This is a genomic window from Rhizobacter sp. P3_C12 (assembly GCF_056402735.1).
The window spans coordinates 1-20,107 of the sequence record NZ_JBFUGW010000113.1 but is presented as its reverse complement, the minus strand read 5'-3'; the positions used below and the strand labels follow the sequence as shown (position 1 = coordinate 20,107).

The window sequence follows — 20,107 nt, the reverse complement described above, 5'->3', positions numbered from 1 at the left end:
CGATCGAGGCGATCGTGCAGGCGCGCACCGACGGCGGCCCGTTCAAGAGCCTGTTCGACTTCTGCGCGCGGGTCGACCGCAGCCGCATGAACAAGCGCACCGTCGAGGCGCTGATCAAGGCCGGCGCGTTCGACCTGCTGCACCCGGAGCGCTCGCTGCTGGTGGCGAGCATCGGGCTCGCCTTCGAGTACGCCGACACGCAGGCCGCGCACGCCGACCAGGGCGGGCTGTTCGACTTCGGAGATTCCCATGCGGCGTCGACGCAGGAGCCCGAGCTGGTGCAGGTGCCGCCGTGGAGCATCAAGGAGCGGCTCAGCTTCGAGAAGGTCGCGCTCGGCTTCTACCTGTCGGGCCACCTGTTCGACCAGAGCGGCGACGAGGTGCGGCGCTTCGCCAAGCGCAAGATCGCCGACGTGATCGACAGCCGCGAGCCGCAGATGCTGGCCGGCATCGTCGGCGACCTGCGGGTGATCAACGGCCAGCGCGGCCGTGTCGCGATCTTCAAGCTCGACGACAAGAGCGAGGCGATCGAGGCGGTGGCCAACGAGGAGTTGCTGAACGCCAACAAGGACCTGCTGAAGGACGACGAGCTGATCATCGTCTCGGGCAAGGTGCAGCCCGACCGCTTCTCCGGCGGCATGCGCCTGAACGTGCAGCAGGTGTGGGACCTGGCCACCGCGCGCTGCCGCTTCGGCAAGTACCTGCGCGTCGAGGTCAACGGCAGCGTGCCGCCGGTGGCCGAGGTGCTGCGCGATTTCCCGAGCCGGCGCGTGCAGACCGACCAGGGCACGACGACGCAGGGCCTGGCGGTGCGGCTGGTGGTGCAGCGCGACGCGGCCGTCGGCGAGCTCGACCTGGGCGAGGAGAGCCGCTTCTTCCCGAGCGATGCGGCACTGGCGCGCTGGGTCGAGAGCGCGCACGGGCGGGCCGGCATCGTTTACGAGTAGTGGTGGCAGGGGTTACCAGTAGTCACGAGTTGGCACATTCCCTGTCGGCACCACACGCTCCAGCAACGTTCTAAGCGCATCATCAGATCTGCGTCAACACGCAGGAGGTCGCATATGAAGCAAGCACTCGCCCTGATCACACTGGCCGTCGCCAGTGCCTCATCCTTTGCCACCGACGTCGGCGTGTCGGTCAGCGTCAGCCAGCCCGGCGTCTATGGCCGCATCGACATCGGCAATGCACCGCCGCCGATCGTGATCAACCCGCAGCCGATCATCATCCAGCAGCCGCCGGCCGTGGTGGTCGAGCGCCGCCCGATCTACCTGCGCGTGCCGCCGGGCCACCAGAAGAACTGGGGCCGCTACTGCGGCCAGTACGCGGCCTGCGGCCAGCCGGTGTACTTCGTGCGCGAGGACTGGTACCAGGAGCACTGGCGCCGTGAACACGAGCATGACCACGATCACGACCGCCGCGATGACCGCGGCCGCGGCCATGGCCGTGGGCATGACAAGCACGACAAGCACGACAAGCACGACCACTGATCCGGGCTGAACCGGATCGGTCTCCGGGCCCGGGGTGTCTACACTCGAGCCCCATGCCGACATCACCCACCACGGGCCTGATCCTCACCGGAGGCGGGGCCCGTGCCGCCTACCAGGTCGGCGTCCTGAAGGCCCTCGCGCAGATCCGCCGCGAGGTCTCGCCGGACGACCGCAGCAACCCCTTCCCCGTGATCACCGGCACCTCGGCCGGCGCGATCAATGCCGCCGCACTGGCCAGCCATTGCGACGATTTCGACGCGGCCGTCGCGGCGCTGTGCGAGGTGTGGGAGAACTTCCGCGCCGAGCAGGTGTACCGCTCCGACTCGATCGGCGTGATCCGCACCGGCGCGCGCTGGCTGACGATGATGTCGATCGGCTGGGTGATCGCCCGCTGGCGCCGCGCGCGCCCGCGCTCGCTGCTCGACAACTCGCCGCTCGAGGCGCTGCTGAAGCAGATGGTGTCGGTGGGCCGGCTGCACGAGCTGATGAACGCGGGGCACCTGAAGGCGCTGGCGGTCACTGCGTCGAGCTACAGCTCGGGCACGCACGTGACCTTCTACGACTCGGTGCAGGACATCGTGCCGTGGACGCGCTCGCAGCGCGTCGCGGTGCGCGACGAGATCACGGTGCCGCACCTGCTGGCCTCGGCCGCGATCCCGTTCGTGTTCCCGGCCGTGCCGCTGAACTTCGAGGGCATGGTCGAGTACTTCGGCGACGGCTCGATGCGCCAATCGGCGCCGATCTCGCCGGCGGTGCACCTGGGGGCGAGCCGCATCCTGGTGGTCGGTGCCGGCCGCATGCACGAGCCGCCGGGGCGCCGGCAGGTGAACGGCGACTACCCGAACATCGCGCAGATCGCCGGCCATGCGCTGTCGAACATCTTTCTCGATGCGCTGGCGGTGGATGTGGAGCGGCTGCAGCGGGTCAACAACACGCTGTCGCTGCTGCCGGCAGAGGCGCTCGCGCGCACCAGCCTGCGGCCGATCGACGTGCTGGTGATCGCGCCGAGCGAGCGGCTGGACGACCTGGCGGCCAAGCATTTGGCGAGTCTGCCGGCGCCGGTGCGGGCGCTGCTGCGCGGCGTCGGCGTCTCGGGGCGCGGCGCCGATACGCGCGGTGCGGCGCTGGCGAGCTACCTGCTGTTCGAGGCGCCGTATACGCGTGAGCTTGTCGCGCTGGGGGTGGCCGATACCTTGAAGCGGCGCGAGGAGGTGGCGCGGTTCTTCGGGTGGGGTGTTCGCTGAGGTCGGTTCTCGCGCGGCAAAGGCGCGGGCGGGGAGTCCGTGGCGCGCCGGCCGGGTCGGTCATCGCCCCCGGGGGGCGATGACTCCCCTGCGCTGACTGGTTTCATGGCCCGTCGCCGAAACTCCCGCCACTCACTTCGTTCGTTGTGGTCAAACAGTCGGCGACAGTCAGTGCACGAAGCGTGCTGACGCACGCGGGCCATGAAACCAGCCAGCTCCGGCGACCCGTCTTTATTGGCGCTCCACGGACTCCCCGCCCGCGCCTTTGTGGCACCGCCCCGCTCCTTCGGGGTGTGACAAGCGAACAAGTGAGCGTTGATTCCCGGGTTGGCACCCGGGCTACGAGTGTTCGCTATTGCTGGCAAATCCGCGAACACAAGCGGTCCCGCAGGTTGCGGCAGGGGGACTGGCTGGGGGGCGATTTCTGGGGCGACGGAGAAGATCGGCTTTGGGGATGGCGCGCGCCAGCGCGCTTCGTAGACTGACTCATCGGCTGTGTTTGACCACAACGAACGAAGTGAGTGGAGGGAGTTTGCCGATGCATCCCCAAAGCTGATCTTCGCAGTGCAGTCGGTGCCCCCAGGGCACCGACCGCCCCGGCATGAGCCCCCCAGCCAGTCCCCCTGCCGCAGCCTGCGCGCCCAGCAAGAAAAAACGCCCCGCGATACCGCGAGGCGTTGCAGCAACCAGGCTCGTGGCCCGGTGCGGTGATCACTTCTTCATCGGTTCCTTCTTGGCGTCAGCCGCAGCAGCCTTGTAGGCCCCGCCGTTGACCGTCAGGCCAGCATCGGACAGCTTCGCAGCCTGGTGCTCCTTCACGCCCTTCACGCGACCCATCACGTCGCTCCAGTCCTTGAACTCACCCTTCTTGCGCTCGGTCAGCATGCGCGTGGCCATCGCCGGACCGATCCCCTTGACCGCTTCGAGCTCGGCCTGCGTCGCCTTGTTGATGTCGACGCCTGCCGCAAACGCCAGCGCCGAGAACAGCGCCAGCAACGTGGCGATGATGGTCTTCTTGAACATGGTGATCCTCTCCTGGAAGGTTGACGGATTGCCGATTGACAACCCGGCGCCCTAACGGGGCCCTTCCATGGAGCGTTGACCGGTCAGGACCGGTACAGATGCACCTTCTTAACTTGCTGCCGCGAGCCAGTCGACATAGCGCTTCACGCCACCGGCGACATCGGTGAACGCATGGTCGCAACCTGTTGCGCGCAGTCGCGACAGGTCAGCCAGGGTATGGCTTTGGTACTTGCCGACCAGCGCCTGCGGGAAGTCGATGTACTCGATGAGTCCCTTCGCGACCAGTTCGCTCAACGGCAGCAGCGGCTCGCCCTTCAGCGCGCGCGACGCATTGACGGTGGCCTCGGCCACGTCGTTGAACGGCTGTGCGCGCCCGGTGCCCAGGTTGAAGATCCCGCTCTGCCCCGGGTGCTGCAGGAACCACAGGTTCACCGCGACCACGTCGTCGACGAACACGAAATCGCGGTTCTGCGCCCCCGGCGCGTAGCCGCCGTATTCGCCGAACAGCTTCACCTTGCCGGTCTCGCGGAACTGGTTGAAGTGGTGGAAGGCCACCGACGCCATGCGCCCCTTGTGCTGCTCGCGCGGGCCGTAGACGTTGAAGTAGCGGAAGCCCACCACCTGGCTGCGGTTGGCATGCAGCATGCGCCGCACGACGTTGTCGAACAACAGCTTCGAATAGCCATACACATTCAGCGGCCGCTCGAACGCCGGCTCTTCGCGGAAGGTCTCGCTGCCGCCGTAGGTGGCCGCCGACGACGCATACAGCAGCCGCGTGCCCTGCGCCTGGCAGGCGTCGAGCAGGTCCTTGCTGCAGCGGTAGTTGGTGTCGAGCATGAAGCGCCCGTCGTGCTCCATCGTGTCGGAGCACGCGCCCTGGTGCAGCACCGCGTCGACCTTGCCGAAGTCGCCGTTCGCGAAGCGCGTGTAGAACTCGCCCTTGTCGAAGTAGTCGCTGAGCTTCGCGCCCAGCAGGTTGCGGTACTTCGGGCCGTCGGTCAGGTCGTCGACGGCGATCACGTCGTCGATGCCGATGGCGTTGAGCCCGTGGACGATGTTGCTGCCGATCATGCCGGCCGCGCCAGTGACAACCACCTTCATTCGAACAACTCCTCGTAGCTGACGCTGGCCGTGCCGAACTTGCCGACGACGATGCCGCCGGCGCGGTTGGCGATCGGCATGGCCTCGCGCAGGTTGACGCCGCACGCGAGCATCGCGGCCAGCGTCGCGATCACCGTGTCGCCGGCACCGGTCACGTCGAACACCTCGCGCGCCTGCGCCGGCACGCGGGTGTGGGCGTCGCTGCCGTCGGCGTTCTGGTCGAACAGCGACATGCCTTCTTCGGAACGGGTCAGCATCAGCGCGCTGAGCCCGTGCTCGCGGCGCAGCGCCTGGGTGCGTTCGTGCAGCTGCGCCTCGCTGCCCCAGGCGCCGATCACCTGCGCCAGCTCCGCGCGGTTCGGCGTGATCACCGTGGCGCCGGCGTAGCGGCTGTAGTCGCTGCCCTTCGGATCGACCAGCACCGGCTTGCCCGCGGCGCGCGCGAGCTCGATCATGCGCGGGATGTGCGTGAGCCCGCCCTTGCCGTAGTCGGAGAACAGCACCGCATCGTGGCGGGCCAGCTCGCGCTCGTAGTCGCCCAGCATCGCCGACAGCACCTCGTGGTCGGGCTGGTTCTCGAAGTCGACGCGGATCAGCTGCTGCGAGCGGCCGATCACGCGCAGCTTGACGATGGTGTAGAGCTGCGGATCGCGCCCGAGCACCGTGTTGACGCCTTGCTGCTCGAGCAGCCGCTGCAGCTTCTGCGCCGGCTCGTCGTTGCCGACCACCGTCAGCAGCGTCGCCTGCGCGCCCAGCGTCTTGACGTTCAGCGCGACGTTGGCCGCGCCGCCCAGGCGCTCTTCCTCGCGGTTCACGCGCACCACCGGCACCGGCGCCTCCGGCGAGATGCGATCGACGGCGCCGAACCAGTAGCGGTCGAGCATCGCGTCGCCGACGATCAGCACGCGCGCGCGCGCCAGGCGCTCGGGGTCGATCGAAGCCGTCATCACAAATCCTCCAGGCGTTGCGGCGGGTAGGTGTCCCAGCTCAGGCAGCCCGGGCATTGCCAGAAATAGTGCTGCGCCTCGAAACCGCAGGCGGCGCAGCGGTAGCGCTGCAGCGGCTTCGCGGCGCGGCCGATGGCCTCGCGCAGGCCCTGCGTCTCGTCGCTGCTCAGCGTGTCGCCGGCGCTGACGCGCAGCAACTCCTGCGCGGCCGACAGGCTGGGCTGCGTCTGCAGGTGCGTCAGCAGGCGCCCGCGTTGCACCGCAGCGCCCGGGTCGAGCAGCGTGATCGCGGCCAGCAGGTCCATCGTCGGCGCGCGGCCGTACAGCGCGCGCAGCCGCTCCAGGGCACCGGCGACATCGCCCGCGGCGATCGCGCTGTTCGCGTAGTCGCGGGCCACCAGGTTGAACGCGACCGGGTGCGTCGTCATCAGCTCGCCCCAGGCCTGCATGACCTGTGCATGGTCGCCGCGCGCGAAGGCGCGCTGGCCGGCCACCACCTTCGGGCGGGCCGCCTGCGGGGCCACGCTGCGCGCCCGGCGCAGCGCGTCGTCGCCGTCGGCCTGTTGCTGGCGCGCATCGGCATCGAGGGTCAGCTCGCACCAGTAGTGCGCGATGCGCGACGCGAACGAGCCGGTGCCGCTGCGCTCGAGCTTCTGCGCCACCTCGACCGCCGAGCGCCAGTTGCGCGAGCGCTCGTGCAGCGTCAGCAGCGCGAGGCGCGCCTCGGTGTCGAAGGCCGTGCCTTCGAGCGCCTTGTAGGCCTCTTCGGCGCGGTCGAACAGGCCGGCCTTCATGAAGTCCTGCGCCAGCGCGTGCTGCGCGCGCTCGCGGTCGGCGCGCGGCAGGTCGGCCCGGTTCAGCAGATGCTGGTGCACGCGCACCGCGCGCTCGTATTCGCCGCGGCGGCGGAACAGGTTGCCGAGCGCGAAGTGCAGGTCGGAGGTGTCCGGATCCTGCTGCACGGCTTCGATGAAGGCGTCGATCGCCTTGTCCTGCTGCTCGTTCAGCAGCAGGCTCAGGCCCTTGAAGTAGGCCTTCGGCGAGTYGCGCTGCTCGCGCTTCCATTGCCGCAGGTCGAGGCGCGAGCCCAGCCAGCCGAGGGCGAACGCGACCGGCAGGCCGAGCAGGAACCACTGGTAGTCAAAGTCCATCGCGCGGGGGGTGGGAATCGGATCGGGTGGGGAGCTCGGAAGACGGCGTCAGGGCGCTGTCAGCCAGCTCGGGATGGTCGCCGCGGCGCCGCAGGCGGTGCTGTGCGAGGCGGTGGTTGCGCCACCAGCTCGGCACCATCGCGAGCACGCCGAAGGCGCAGCCGAACGCGAAGGCGCTCAGCACGACGAACACCATCGGGGCATGCCATTCCTGGCCGAAGAACCAGCGCACGTTGGCGTCGTGCTGGTTGTTCAGCGCGAACGCGAAGAGGCTGAAGAAGATGAAGGCTCGAAAGAGCCAGACGGCGACGCGCATCATTTGCCGGCGATTCTAGGTCGGCGGCGCGAAGCGAGAGAGCAGCGGGCTCAGGTGCCCGTCAGCGGCGTGATCGGCATCGGCTGGTCGTCTTCGAGCGGAACCTGCTCGTCGACGGCTTCGCGCAAGGCCTTGCCGGGTTTGAAATGCGGAACCAGCTTCTCGGGGATCACCACCTGCTCGCCGGAGCGGGGATTGCGCCCCACCCGCGGCGGGCGGCGGTTGATCGAGAAACTGCCGAACCCGCGGATCTCGATGCGGTGCCCGCGCGCGAGCGCATCGGACATCGCATCCAGGATGGTCTTGACGGCGAACTCGGTGTCGCGATGCGTCAGCTGGCTGAACTGCTCTGCCAGCCGGGTCACGAGATCGGAACGCGTCATGGGTCCTGTTGATCCTCGGGGTTCGGTCAGGGGAACGACGGGATCAGCCGTTGTTCTGGTTGTCCAGCTTGGCGCGCAGCAGGGCGCCCAGGCTGGTGGTACCGGCGGTCTCGCGCTCGTTCGTGGTCGACAGGCGCTGCATCGCTTCCTGCTGGTCGGCGTTGTCCTTGGCCTTGATCGACAACTGGATCGAACGCGTCTTGCGGTCGATGTTGATGATCAGCGCCGAGACTTCGTCGCCTTCCTTCAGCACGTTGCGCGCGTCTTCGACGCGGTCGCGGCTGATTTCGGAAGCACGCAGGTAGCCGGTGACGTCGTCGTTCAGCTGGATCTCGGCGCCGCGCGCGTCGACCGTCTTGACCTTGCCGTTGACGATCATGCCGCGGTCATTGACCGAGGTGTAGCTCGTGAACGGATCGGAGTCGAGCTGCTTGATGCCCAGCGAGATGCGTTCGCGCTCGACATCGACCGCCAGAACCACGGCTTCGACTTCCTGGCCCTTCTTGTAGTTGCGGACCGCGGCTTCGCCCGGCTCGTTCCACGACAGGTCGGACAGGTGCACCAGGCCGTCGATGCCGGCAGCCAGGCCCACGAACACGCCGAAGTCGGTGATCGACTTGACGGGTCCCTTGACCTTGTCGCCGCGCTGCACCGTGGTCGAGAACTCTTCCCACGGGTTGGCCTTGCACTGCTTCATGCCCAGGCTGATGCGGCGCTTGTCTTCGTCGATCTCGAGGACCATGACTTCGACTTCGTCGCCCAGCGAGACGATCTTGCTGGGGGCGACGTTCTTGTTGGTCCAGTCCATTTCGGAGACGTGCACCAGGCCTTCGATGCCCGGCTCGATCTCGACGAACGCGCCGTAGTCGGCGATGTTCGTGATCTTGCCGAACAGGCGCGTGCCGTTCGGGTAGCGGCGCGAAACGCCGTGCCACGGGTCGTCGCCCAGCTGCTTGATGCCCAGCGAGACGCGGTTCTTCTCGGCGTCGAACTTGAGGACCTTGGCCTGCAGTTCCTGGCCGACCTGAACGACTTCGCTCGGGTGGCGGACACGGCGCCAGGCCATGTCGGTGATGTGCAGCAGGCCGTCGATGCCGCCCAGGTCGACGAACGCACCGTATTCGGTGATGTTCTTGACCACGCCGTTGACGATCGCGCCTTCGGACAGGGTTTCGAGCAGCTTCGCGCGTTCTTCGCCCATCGAGGCTTCGACCACGGCACGGCGCGACAACACGACGTTGTTGCGCTTGCGGTCGAGCTTGATGACCTTGAACTCCATGGTCTTGCCCTCGAACGGGCTCATGTCCTTGACCGGGCGCGTGTCGAGCAGCGAGCCGGGCAGGAAGGCACGGATGCCGTTCACGAGGACGGTCAGGCCGCCCTTGACCTTGCCGTTGACGGTGCCGGTCACGAACTCGCCGGATTCGAGCGAGTTCTCGAGCGACAGCCACGAGGCCAGGCGCTTGGCCTTGTCGCGCGACAGGATGGTGTCGCCGTAGCCGTTTTCGATCGCGTCGATGGCCACCGACACGAAATCGCCGACCTGGACTTCGAGCTCGCCCTGGTCGTTCTTGAATTCTTCAATGGGCACGTAGGCTTCGGACTTGAGGCCTGCGTTCACCACCACGAAGTTGTAGTCGACACGCACCACTTCGGCGGTGATGACCTCGCCACTGCGCATTTCCGAGCGCTTCAGCGATTCTTCGAACAGGGCGGCAAAGGATTCGCCGCCTTGGTTGGTGGCGGTTTGGGTTTGAGGCATGTGGATTTCCGGGTGCAACTTGCGTTGCGGTTAGGTTGAAGATCCGCTGTCTCGGTGCACGTCTCTCGTTGAGCCAAGAGCGGTGCAGGAGGGGAGGCAGCGGGCCAATCGATTCAATTGGGGCCGGTGTGCGCCGGCTTCAACTGAAGTGTCGCGAAGCTTCCCACCAATCCAGCACTGCCTTGACGCATTCGTCGATGGTCAGTGCCGAGTTGTCGAGCACCTTCGCGCCCTCGGCCGGCTTCAGAGGCGAAACCGCCCGGTTCTGATCCCGGGCGTCGCGCGCTTCAAGGTCGGCTCGAAGGTCATCGATACTAGTCGAAATTCCCTTAGAAATCAACTGCTTATGGCGCCGTTCGGCCCGCACGGCAGCGCTTGCGACGACGAACACCTTCAGGTCGGCGCCGGGGAAGATCACCGTGCCCATGTCACGTCCGTCGGCCACCAGGCCGGGCAGGCGGCGGTGCGACAGCTGCAGCTCGTGCAGCGCCTGTCGGACAGCCGGCCAGGCCGACACCTTCGAGGCCATCGCGCCGACATGCTCCTGGCGGAGGTCATCGCTCACATCGCGGCCCGCCAGCCAGATCCGCTGGTCGTGGAACGCCAGCTGCAGGCCGGCGGCGATCTTCGCGAGGCCGGGCTCGTCGGTCTCGGTGACGCCGGCATCCAGCGCCGACAGCGCGGTCGCCCGGTACAGCGCACCGGAATCGAGGAAGTGATAGCCCAGCGCCTGCGCGACTGCGCTCGCGAGCGTGCCCTTGCCGGAGGCGGTCGGGCCGTCGATCGTGATCACCGGCACGCCGGCGGGGCCGGGCTGCGCCACGCCGAACAGCGCCTCGAAGTAGTCGGGGAAGGTCTTCGCGACGCAGCGCGGGTCGAGGATGCGCACGGGCACCCCGTTCGCCGTGCTCGTCGGTGTCGCCAGCGGGTTGAACGCGGCCAGCGAGAAGCACATCGCGACCCGGTGGTCGTCGTAGGTGTGGATGGCCGCCGCACGCCAGGCGGCCGGCGGCGTCACCTCGATGAAATCCGGCCCTTCGGCGACCGCTGCGCCGAGCTTGCGCAGCTCGGTCGCCATTGCGGCGATCCGGTCGGTCTCCTTCACGCGCCAGCTGGCGATGTTCTCCAGGCGCGTCGTGCCCCGGGCGTACAGCGCCATCACCGCCAACGTCATCGCGGCGTCGGGGATGTGGTTGCAATCCAGCGTGATCGCCTTCAGCGGCCAGGCGCCGCGGCGCACCTCCAGCCAGCCGGGGCCGCTGCGCACGTCGGCGCCCATCGCGCGGGCGGCGTCGATGAAGCGCAGGTCGCCCTGGATGGAATCGTCGCCGACGCCTTCGATGCGCAGCGCCCGCCCGTCGAAGGCGGCGATCGCGCCCAGCGCGACGAAATACGACGCCGACGACGCATCGCCCTCGACGTGGATGCTGCCCGGCGAGCGGTAGGCGCTACCTTGCGGAATGACGAAGCGCTGCCAGCCGTCGCGCTGCACCTGGATGCCGAAGCGCGCCAGCAGGTTCAGCGTGATGTCGACATAGGGCTTGGAGATCAGCTCGCCGTCGACCTCGATCGTCACCGCATGCTCGGCCGACACCAGCGGCAGCGCGAGCAGCAGCGCGGTCAGGAACTGGCTGGAGACGTCGCCGCGCACGCGGATCGGCTGCGCGGTGTTCAGTCGCAGGTCGGCGGCGGCGAGCCGCAGCGGCGGGTAGCCTTCCTGGCCGAGCGAGGTGATGTTGCAGCCGAGCTGGCGCAGCGCGTCGACCAGGTCGCCGATCGGGCGCTCGTGCATGCGCGGCACGCCGCGCAGCTCGAAGCGGCCGTTCTGCGTGGCGGCCAGCACCGCCAGCGCGGCGGTCAGYGGGCGCATCGCGGTGCCGGCATTGCCGAGGAACAGGCTCGCCTCGCGCGTCGCGAGCCGGCCACCGAGCCCGGTGATGCGCCAGGCGCTGCCATCGGCTTCGACGCCGCAGCCGAGTTCGCGCAGCGCGGCCAGCATCACCTGGGTGTCGTCGGAATCCAGCAGGTCGTGCACCACCGTCGTGCCAGCGCTGAGCCCGGCCAGCAGCAGCACGCGGTTGGAGATGCTCTTCGAGCCGGGCAGTCGGACGCTGCCGTCGGCGGATGCAAGGGGAGGGAGGTCGAGGAACGGTGTCGTGAACATCGGTGATGGGTCAGCGCGAAGAACTCGGCTTGCCCGAGCCCATCTGCCAGCTGGAGCGCGCTTCGGACGCATTGCGGATCAGCCCTTCGAGCGCCTCCGCATTGCCGGTCTTGATGACGTGCTCGAGCGCATCCAGCGTGTGCCGGAAGCGCATCGACTGCTTCAGGATCTCTTCGCGGTTCGACATCAGGATGTCGCGCCAGACCTCGGGGTCGCTCGCGGCGATGCGCGTGAAATCGCGGAAACCGGGGCCTGCCAGCGACAGGAAATCCTTGCCCGCCGGCTGCTTTGCCACCGAGCTGAAGAACGCGAAGGCCAGCATGTGCGGCAGGTGGCTGACGGCGGCGAACGCGGCGTCGTGGTTCTCGGCCGTCATGCGCAGCACCTGCGCGCCGATCCCAGACCACACGTCGGTCGCCTTCTGCACCAGCTCGGGCGAGGTCTGCGGCAGCGGCGTGATGATCACCTGCCGCCCGGTGTACAGCGAGGCGTCGGCATGCGCGACGCCGGCCACTTCCTTGCCGGCGATCGGGTGCGCCGGCACGAAGGCGCTGACGCGCTCCTTCAGCACGCGGCGCGCGGCATCGACCACGTCGCGCTTGGTCGAGCCGACGTCCATGAACAGCACGTGCGGTTCCACCAGGTGGCGGATCGCCTTGAAGGTGGCCTCGGTGGCCGACACCGGCACCGCCATCAGCACGATGTCGGAGCCCGACACCGCGAGCAGCGCCGATTCGGCCGCCACGTCGATCACGCCCATCTTGCGGGCGCGCTCTGTGGTGGAGGGCGACTTGCTGTAGCCGACCACGCGCTTGACCAGCCCGGCCCGCTTCAGGGCGAGTGCGAACGAGCCGCCCATCAGGCCGACACCGATCACGCCGAGTTGGTTGAACATGGTCAATGGACGTCGATGGGATAGGTGCCGAGCACCTTGAAGAAAGCGCACACCTCGCGCAGCTCGCTCAACGCGGCTGCGACATGGGGCTCGTCGGGGTGGCCCTGCAGGTCGACGTAGAAGTAGTACTCCCACTGGCCGGACCGCGCAGGGCGGGATTCGAAACGCGTCATCGAGACGCCGTGGCGCTTCAGCGGCACCAGCATGTCGTGCACCGCGCCGGGTTTGTTGGCCACCGACACGATCAGGCTCGTGCAGTCGTGGCCCGAGGCCTTCGGCTGCGGATGCTGGTGCGGGTGGGCGAGCACCGTGAAGCGGGTGCGGTTGTGCGCGTCGTCCTGGATGGCCGGCGCGACGATGTGCAGGCCGAACTCGCTGGCGGCGCGCTCGCTCGCGATCGCGGCGATGCTCGGGTCCTGCTGGGCGAGCCGGGCGCCTTCGGCATTGCTCGCGACCGGCCGGCGTTCGACGTTCGGCAGGTGGTTGCTGAGCCAGCCGTGGCACTGCGCCAGCGCCTGAGGATGCGCGCACACGGCCGTCAGGTTCTCGAGCGCGTTCTCGCGGCGCAGCAGGTTGTGCCGTACGAACAGGCTGGTCTCGCCGATGATGAACAGCGGCGTCGTCAGGAACAGGTCGAGCGAGCGCGTGACCACGCCCTCGGTCGAGTTCTCGACCGGCACCACGCCGAAATCGGCCGAGCCGGCGCTGACCGCATGGAACACCTCGTCGAAGTTGGCGCACGGCACCTTGACGATCGACGAGCCGAAGAAGCCCAGCACCGCGAGCTCGCTGAAGGTGCCCGACGGGCCGAGGTAGGCGACGCGGGTGGGTGTCTCGAGCGCGCGGCAGGCCGACATGATCTCGCGCCAGATCGGTGCGACGCTGTCGCTGGCCAGCGGGCCGGGGTTGACCTGCTTCAGGCCGTCGATCACCTGGGCCTCGCGCTCGGGGCGGAACGCGACCGAGCCTTCCTTCTTCTTCAACTCGCCGACGTGCAGCGCGAACTGGGCGCGCTGGTTCAGCAGGCCCAGCAGCTCTCGGTCGACGCGGTCGATCTGGGTGCGAAGGGCCAGCAGGTCAGGGTGGGGGGCAGGTGTCGGGTCAGCCATGGCGCGCGGCGAATTCTCGCATGTACGCCACCAGCGCCTGCACGCCGGCCAGCGGCATCGCGTTGTACAGGCTCGCGCGCATGCCGCCGACGCTCTTGTGGCCCTTCAGCTGCAGCAGCCCGCGCTCCTTGGCGCCGGCCAGGAAGGCGTCGTTCAGCGATTCGTCGCGCAGGAAGAAGGGAATGTTCATCCGCGAGCGGCTGGCGGGATCGACGTGCGTCACGTAGAACTCCGAACCGTCGAGGTAGCCGTACAGCAGCCCGGCCTTGGCGATCGAGCGCTGCTCCATCGCCGCGACGCCCGCGGCCGCGCCTTCGCGCTGCGCCTTCAGCCACTGGAACACCAGCCCGGCGATGTAGATCGAGTAGGTGGGCGGCGTGTTGTACATCGAGCCGTTGTCGGCCACGGTCTTGTAGTCGAAGGCGCTCGGGCAGATCGGCAGCGCATGGCCGAGCAGGTCGTCGCGCACGAAGACCAGCGTCAGCCCGGCCGGGCCGATGTTCTTCTGCGCGCCGGCGAACGCCAGGCCCACGCGCGACCAGTCGATGGCGCGCGACAGGATGTGCGACGAGCAGTCGATCACCAGCGGTGCCTTCGAGCCGAGCGCAGCGAGGTCGGGCAGCGTGTGCAGCTCGACGCCGTGGATGGTCTCGTTGGTGCACGCATGCACGTAGCTCGCGTCCGGGCTCAGCGACCAGGTCCCGGGTGCCGGGATGCGGGTGTGCCGGTCGTCGGCATTGCTCGCGGCGACGCGCGCCTGCGCATAGCGCTGCGCCTCCTTGTACGACTTCTGCGACCACGCGCCGGTGACCACCACGTCGACCACGCCGCCGCGCGACAGGTTCATCGGCACGATCGCGTTCTCGGCCAGCCCGCCGCCCTGCATGAACAGGATGCGGAAGTTCGCCGGCACGGCCAGCAGCCCGCGCAGGTCGGCTTCGGCCTGCTCGTAGATGCTCGCGAACTCGCGCCCGCGGTGGCTCATCTCCATCACGCTCATGCCCGAGCCGTGCCAGTCGAGCATGTCGGCGGCGGCCTGCCGCAGCACCTCTTCGGGCAGCGCGGCCGGGCCGGCGGAGAAGTTGTACGGGCGTTGCATCGCGCTCATCCGGTCGGTCAGCGAAGAAGGGTCACTGGAGGGCCGCTTTGGGGGTCACTTCCCCGCCTTGGAGGCCGCAGGCGCGGCAGGCCTGGCGGCGCGCGGTGCGGCGGCTGCCGGGGCGGATGCGCCCGTTGCGGCCGGCGGCACGCCGAGCGCCGTCGAGATGCTCATGTCGAGCGCCTTCAGCTTCGGGTCCACCGAAGCGCCGGCATCGGCGATCAGCTTCTGCACGAACTTGTCGCTGATCTCGGGCATCGCCTGCTGGAACTTCTTGAAGGCCGGGTTCTCGAGCGTCACGACCAACTGCTTCAGCTCGTCTTCGGTGAAGCGTTCGTCGAGCATGCCGGCGAGCGCCGTCTGGCTCAACGCCAGCGCGCGTTCCTTGACCAGCGGTACCGCCTCGGCCAGGTACTTGCGCACGGCGGCCTGCACCTGCGTCCACATCGCTTCGCGCTTGTCGGCTGGCACGCGCTGCTGCAGGTACTGCTGCGCGGCGCTCGTGAGCTGCATCGCCGGGCGCTCGGCCACCTCGCGGGCGGTGTTCTCGAGCGCCGGCTGCTGCAGCGTCAGCACGCGCTGCACCAGGGCTTTCTTCGCAGGGCTGGAAGGCGTGGCGGGGGCCGATGCGGTGGCCGGCGTGGCCGGAGTCGACTGGGCCCAGGCGCCCAGCGCCGTGCTGCCCAGCAGGGCGATCGTGATCAGGCGGCGCATCAGGCTTCTCCTTCCGTCGGGGTGTCGCCCGTGCCATCGCCGGGGRCATCCCCAGGCTCGGTTCCGTCCGCATTGGCATCGTTCTCGACGATGCGCTGCAGGCCGCTCAGTTTCGATCCGCCGTCGAGCGCGATCAGCGTGACGCCCTGCGTCGCGCGGCCCAGCTCGCGGATCTCGGAGACACGGGTGCGCACCAGCACGCCCTTGTCGGTGATCAGCATGATCTCGTCGTCCGGGCGCACCAGCGTCGCGGCGACGATCTTGCCGTTGCGCTCGGTCTGCTGGATCGCGATCATGCCCTTCGTGCCGCGCCCGTGGCGGGTGTACTCGACGATGCTCGTGCGCTTGCCGTAGCCGTTCTCGCTGGCGGTCAGCACGCTCTGCGTCTCGTCCTCGGCGACCAGCATCGCGATCACGCTCTGGCCGTCGTCGAGCATCATGCCGCGCACGCCGCGGGCGCCGCGGCCCATTGCGCGCACGTCGTCTTCATCGAAGCGCACCGCCTTGCCGCCATCGCTGAACAGCATCACGTCGTGCTTGCCGTCGGTGAGCGCGGCGCCGATCAGGAAGTCGCCTTCATCCAGGTCGACCGCGATGATGCCGGCCTTGCGCGGGTTGCTGAACTCATCGAGCGCAGTCTTCTTGACCACGCCCTGCGCGGTCGACATGAACACGAAGTGGTCGGCCGGGAAGCTGCGGAAGCCGTCGGTCAGCGGCAGCACCACGTTGACCTTCTCGCCCTGCTGCAGCGGGAACATGTTGACGATCGGCTTGCCGCGCGAATTGCGCGAGCCCTGCGGCACCTCCCAGACCTTCAGCCAGTAGACCCGGCCGCGGTTGGTGAAGCACAGGATGTAGTCGTGCGTGTTCGCGATGAAGAGCTGGTCGATCCAGTCGTCTTCCTTGGTCTGCGTGGCCTGCTTGCCGCGTCCGCCGCGCTTCTGCGCGCGGTACTCGGACAGCGCCTGGCTCTTGATGTAGCCGGTGTGCGAGAGCGTCACGACCATGTCGGTCGGCGTGATCAGGTCTTCGGTGCCCAGATCCTGCGCGTTGTGCTCGATCTGGCTGCGGCGCGCGCCGGCCTTGGTCTGGCCGAACTCCAGCTTGATGGCGATCAGCTCCTCGGTGATGATCGTCGTCACGCGCGACGGCGTGGCGAGGATGTTCAGCAGGTCGGCGATCTCCGCCATCACTTCCTTGTACTCGCCGACGATCTTGTCCTGCTCGAGGCCGGTCAGGCGCTGCAGGCGCATCTGCAGGATCTCGCCGGCCTGGTCGTCGGAGAGGCGGTACAGGCCGTCGGGCTGCATGCCGTACTGGCGCGGCAGGCCTTCGGGGCGGTAGGCGTCGCGCCCGCCCGGGGTCTCGCCTTCGGCGCGCGACAGCATGTCGCGCACCAGCGAGGAATCCCACGACTTGCTCATCAGCGCGGCCTTCGCGACCGGCGGGGTGGGCGAGGTCTTGATCGTCTCGATGAACTCGTCGATGTTGGCCAGCGCCACCGCCAGGCCTTCGAGCACGTGGCCGCGCTCGCGCGCCTTGCGCAGCTCGAACACCGTGCGGCGGGTCACGACCTCGCGGCGGTGCTCGAGGAAGATGCTGACCAGGTCCTTGAGGTTGCAGAGCTTCGGCTGGCCGTCGATCAGCGCGACCATGTTGATGCCGAAGGTGTCCTGCAGCTGCGTCTGCTTGTAGAGGTTGTTCAGCACGACCTCGGGCACCTCGCCGCGCTTCAGCTCGATCACCACGCGCATGCCGGACTTGTCGGACTCGTCCTGGATGTGGCTGATGCCCTCGATCTTCTTCTCGTGGACCAGCTCGGCCATGCGCTCGAGCAGGGTCTTCTTGTTCACCTGGTACGGGATCTCGTCGACGATGATCGACTGGCGCGAGCCCTTGTCGATGTCTTCGAAATGGCACTTCGCGCGCATCACGACCTTGCCGCGGCCGGTGCGGTAGCCGTCGCGCACGCCGCTGGTGCCGTAGATGATGCCGGCGGTGGGGAAATCAGGGGCCGGGATGATCTCGATCAGTTCGTCGATCGTGGCCCCGGGGTTCTTCAGCAGGTGGAGGCAGGCGTCGATCACCTCGTTGAGGTTGTGCGGCGGGATGTTGGTGGCCATGCCCACCGCGATGCCGCCGGAGCCGTTCACCAGCAGGTTGGGCATCCGCGTGGGCATCACCAGCGGCTCTTTCTCGGAGCCGTCGTAGTTCGGGCCGAAGTCGACGGTTTCCTTGTCGAGGTCGGCGAGCAGCTCGTGGGCGATCTTCGAGAGGCGGATTTCGGTGTAGCGCATCGCCGCGGCGTTGTCGCCGTCGACCGAGCCGAAGTTGCCCTGGCCGTCGACCAGCATGTGGCGCATCGAGAAATCCTGCGCCAGCCGGACGATGGTGTCGTAGACCGACTGGTCGCCGTGCGGGTGGTACTTGCCGATCACGTCGCCGACGATACGGGCCGACTTCTTGTAGGGCCGGTTCCAGTCGTTGTTCAATTCGTGCATCGCGAAGAGCGAGCGGCGATGCACCGGCTTCAGGCCGTCGCGCGCATCGGGCAGTGCGCGCCCCACGATCACGCTCATCGCGTAGTCGAGGTACGAGCGGCGCATTTCCTCTTCGAGGCTGATCGGCAGGGTTTCCTTGGCGAACTGGGTCATTCGAGGTCGTCGGCGGAGCCGGAGAAGACGGGCGCTGGCGGGCCCGTGAGCGCAATCCGCGATTCTAATTCGCGGCCGTTGTAGTGCTTGCGCAACATCTGATTCGACTCTCGTAGGACGAAGCCGCGACCCCGGGCCAAAATCCGGGTCGCTAGAGGCCCTATGGCACAATCCGTCGACGGTGGTGGGCGCTCGGGACCGAGGGTTTCACCGTACCTTTCCGATTCCGGTTTGGACGTTCTGCAGGCCATCTGCGACATTCCTCAAGAGGAGAATCATGAAGAAACTGAATAAAGTGGCATCGCTCTTCGCAACCGCCGCACTCGCCGCTTCCGCGTCTGTTGCGTTCGCGCAGTCCAACGGTGCTGACAACTGGGTCAACAGCACCGGCCTTCCCTGGAAGAATGGCACCAACGAACTCTGCTGGCGTGATGCCAACTGGACGCCGGCGACTGCCAACCAGGCTTGTGACGGCGCGCTGAAGCCGCCGCCTGCACCGGCCCCGGTTGCACAGGCCCCGGCTCCCGCCCCGGCCCCGGTGGCTCCGGCTCCGGTCGCTCCGCCGGCCCCGGTGGTCGTGCCGGTCGCTCCGGTCTCCGAGAAGGTCACCTTCGCCGCTGACGCTTTCTATGACTTCGGCAAGTCGACGCTGAAGCCGGAAGCCAAGACGAAGCTGGACGACCTGGTCAGCAAGACCTCGGGCGTGAACCTCGAAGTCATCATCGCCGTCGGCCACACCGATGCGATCGGTGGCGACGCCGCCAACCAGAAGCTGTCGGTCGCTCGTGCCGAAGCGGTCAAGACCTACCTGGTGAGCAAGGGCATCGAGAAGAACCGCGTGTACACCGAAGGCAAGGGCAAGAAGCAGCCTGTCGCCGACAACAAGACCGCCGAAGGCCGCGCGAAGAACCGCCGCGTCGAAATCGAAGTGGTCGGTACGCGCAACAAGTGATCAGCCTCGGCTGATGCACGACAAACCCCGCCTCGGCGGGGTTTTTTGTTTTCGCGGGGGAATACCTGCTGCGCGGAGATTCCTCTGCCTCGAATATGTCGGCCCCGACATGTCAAACTGACGGCCTCATGATCAACGCCGACCCTCAAGAGCTCGCCAAATTCAGCGACCTGGCTCATCGCTGGTGGGATCCCGACAGCGAGTTCCGCCCGCTGCACCAGATCAACCCGCTGCGGCTGGAGTGGATCGACCGGCTCGCCGCGCTGAAGGGCAAGCGGGTGCTGGACGTCGGCTGCGGTGGCGGCATCCTGGCCGATTCGATGGCGCGCAAGGGCGCCGACGTGCTCGGCATCGACCTCGCCGGCAAGGCGCTGAAGGTGGCGCAACTGCATGCGATGGAAGCCGGCACCACCGGCATCGAGTACCGCGAGGTCGCGGCCGAGGCGCTGGCGGACGAGGCGCCGGGGCAGTTCGACGTGGTCACCTGCATGGAGATGATGGAGCACGTGCCCGATCCATCGTCGATCGTGCAGGCCTGCGCGACGCTCGCGAAGCCGGGCGGCTGGGTGTTCTTCTCGACGATCAACCGCAACGCGAAGGCCTTCATGTTCGCGATCGTCGGCGCGGAGTACCTGCTGAAGCTGCTGCCGCAGGGCACGCACGAGTACGCGCGCTTCATCAAGCCGAGCGAACTGGCGCAATGGGCGCGTAGCGCAGGCCTCGCGCTCGAGGGCACGCGCGGCATGGAATACAACCCGCTGACCGGGCGCTACTGGCTCTCGGCCGACACCAGCGTGAACTACCTGTTCGCCTGCAGGAAGCCGCTGTGAGCCTGCGCGTGAAGGCGGTGCTGTTCGACCTGGACGGCACCCTGATCGACAGCGCGCCCGACCTGGCCGGCACCGGCAACGACATGCGCGCGGCGCGTGGCCTCGAGCCGCTGCCGTTCGAGCAGTTCCGGCCGATGGTGGGGTCGGGGGCGCGCGGGATGATCGGTATCGCGCTCGGCGTGGTACCGGCGGACGAGGGCTTCATCGCGCTGCGCGACGAATTCTTCGACCGCTACGAGCAGCGCATGACGCAGCACACGCGCACGTTCGACGCGG

19 protein-coding genes are annotated in these 20,107 nt (G+C 67.9%); 6 read left to right on the top strand and 13 right to left on the bottom strand.

All coding sequences use genetic code 11. The features are described from left to right. The 3 genes from AC1DXV_RS18155 to AC1DXV_RS18145 all read left to right on the top strand — a co-directional run. A partial coding sequence (locus tag AC1DXV_RS18155) for a helix-hairpin-helix domain-containing protein (protein WP_477934824.1) occupies positions 1-947 on the top strand: 947 nt, incomplete at its 5' end. A 114-nt stretch (positions 948-1,061) separates the two neighbouring features. Further along, entirely contained in the window at positions 1,062-1,487 is a 426-nt protein-coding gene (locus AC1DXV_RS18150; RefSeq protein ID WP_477872932.1) for a hypothetical protein, read from the top strand. 53 nt (positions 1,488-1,540) lie between these two features. Then, positions 1,541-2,731 carry a patatin-like phospholipase family protein gene (locus AC1DXV_RS18145; protein WP_477934822.1) on the top strand — a complete coding sequence of 397 codons (1,191 nt, stop codon included), beginning with the start codon at positions 1,541-1,543 and terminating at the stop codon, positions 2,729-2,731. Positions 2,732-3,442: 711 nt separating this feature from the next. Here the strand turns inward: AC1DXV_RS18145 and AC1DXV_RS18140 are convergent. The 13 genes from AC1DXV_RS18140 to gyrA form a co-directional block, all read right to left on the bottom strand. Next, positions 3,443-3,754: a ComEA family DNA-binding protein gene (locus AC1DXV_RS18140; RefSeq protein ID WP_477873503.1), complete on the bottom strand. Its 312-nt coding sequence runs from the start codon at positions 3,752-3,754 to the stop codon at positions 3,443-3,445. A 108-nt stretch (positions 3,755-3,862) separates the two neighbouring features. Next, positions 3,863-4,855, bottom strand: a complete 993-nt coding sequence (gene rfaD, locus AC1DXV_RS18135) for an ADP-glyceromanno-heptose 6-epimerase (protein WP_477873504.1) — start codon at positions 4,853-4,855, stop codon at positions 3,863-3,865. Then, the gene (rfaE1, locus tag AC1DXV_RS18130; protein ID WP_477934820.1) at positions 4,852-5,802 is read right to left on the bottom strand and encodes a D-glycero-beta-D-manno-heptose-7-phosphate kinase; all 951 of its coding nucleotides are present in this window, start codon (positions 5,800-5,802) and stop codon (positions 4,852-4,854) included. Before rfaE1 ends, rfaD begins: the two co-directional genes overlap by 4 nt. Then, positions 5,802-6,953 carry a lipopolysaccharide assembly protein LapB gene (lapB, locus tag AC1DXV_RS18125; protein WP_477934818.1) on the bottom strand — a complete coding sequence of 384 codons (1,152 nt, stop codon included), beginning with the start codon at positions 6,951-6,953 and terminating at the stop codon, positions 5,802-5,804. Before lapB ends, rfaE1 begins: the two co-directional genes overlap by 1 nt. Then, positions 6,943-7,269 (bottom strand): LapA family protein, encoded by a 327-nt coding sequence (locus tag AC1DXV_RS18120; RefSeq protein WP_477868954.1) that lies wholly within the window; start codon positions 7,267-7,269, stop codon positions 6,943-6,945. Before AC1DXV_RS18120 ends, lapB begins: the two co-directional genes overlap by 11 nt. Before the next feature lie 50 nt (positions 7,270-7,319). Then, on the bottom strand, positions 7,320-7,652 hold the full coding sequence (locus tag AC1DXV_RS18115; protein ID WP_052203810.1) for an integration host factor subunit beta: 333 nt from the start codon (positions 7,650-7,652) through the stop codon (positions 7,320-7,322). Between the two features lie 43 nt (positions 7,653-7,695). Beyond that, positions 7,696-9,414 carry a 30S ribosomal protein S1 gene (rpsA, locus tag AC1DXV_RS18110; protein ID WP_052203807.1) on the bottom strand — a complete coding sequence of 573 codons (1,719 nt, stop codon included), beginning with the start codon at positions 9,412-9,414 and terminating at the stop codon, positions 7,696-7,698. A gap of 139 nt (positions 9,415-9,553) precedes the next feature. After that, the gene (locus tag AC1DXV_RS18105; protein ID WP_477934816.1) at positions 9,554-11,578 is read right to left on the bottom strand and encodes a bifunctional 3-phosphoshikimate 1-carboxyvinyltransferase/cytidylate kinase; all 2,025 of its coding nucleotides are present in this window, start codon (positions 11,576-11,578) and stop codon (positions 9,554-9,556) included. A gap of 10 nt (positions 11,579-11,588) precedes the next feature. After that, on the bottom strand, positions 11,589-12,473 hold the full coding sequence (locus tag AC1DXV_RS18100) for a prephenate dehydrogenase (RefSeq protein WP_477869893.1): 885 nt from the start codon (positions 12,471-12,473) through the stop codon (positions 11,589-11,591). 2 nt (positions 12,474-12,475) lie between these two features. Beyond that, the gene (gene pheA / locus AC1DXV_RS18095; protein ID WP_477934814.1) at positions 12,476-13,582 is read right to left on the bottom strand and encodes a prephenate dehydratase; all 1,107 of its coding nucleotides are present in this window, start codon (positions 13,580-13,582) and stop codon (positions 12,476-12,478) included. Continuing rightward, positions 13,575-14,681 (bottom strand): 3-phosphoserine/phosphohydroxythreonine transaminase, encoded by a 1,107-nt coding sequence (serC, locus tag AC1DXV_RS18090; protein ID WP_477869889.1) that lies wholly within the window; start codon positions 14,679-14,681, stop codon positions 13,575-13,577. The genes pheA and serC overlap by 8 nt, the downstream gene beginning before the upstream one ends. A 54-nt stretch (positions 14,682-14,735) precedes the next feature. Continuing rightward, positions 14,736-15,395 carry a hypothetical protein gene (locus tag AC1DXV_RS18085; protein ID WP_477934812.1) on the bottom strand — a complete coding sequence of 220 codons (660 nt, stop codon included), beginning with the start codon at positions 15,393-15,395 and terminating at the stop codon, positions 14,736-14,738. After that, on the bottom strand, positions 15,395-18,049 hold the full coding sequence (gene gyrA, locus AC1DXV_RS18080; protein ID WP_477934810.1) for a DNA gyrase subunit A: 2,655 nt from the start codon (positions 18,047-18,049) through the stop codon (positions 15,395-15,397). The genes AC1DXV_RS18085 and gyrA overlap by 1 nt, the downstream gene beginning before the upstream one ends. Positions 18,050-18,326: 277 nt before the next feature. On the opposite strand from gyrA, the gene ompA reads away from it, so the two are divergent. The 3 genes from ompA to AC1DXV_RS18065 form a co-directional block, all read left to right on the top strand. Next, positions 18,327-19,001, top strand: coding sequence for an outer membrane protein OmpA (gene ompA / locus AC1DXV_RS18075; protein WP_477934808.1), 675 nt, complete (start codon positions 18,327-18,329; stop codon positions 18,999-19,001). A gap of 128 nt (positions 19,002-19,129) precedes the next feature. Beyond that, on the top strand, positions 19,130-19,831 hold the full coding sequence (ubiG, locus tag AC1DXV_RS18070; protein ID WP_477874070.1) for a bifunctional 2-polyprenyl-6-hydroxyphenol methylase/3-demethylubiquinol 3-O-methyltransferase UbiG: 702 nt from the start codon (positions 19,130-19,132) through the stop codon (positions 19,829-19,831). Beyond that, on the top strand, positions 19,828-20,107 hold a 280-nt coding region (locus AC1DXV_RS18065), incomplete at its 3' end, for an HAD family hydrolase (RefSeq protein WP_477934806.1). The genes ubiG and AC1DXV_RS18065, both read left to right, overlap by 4 nt.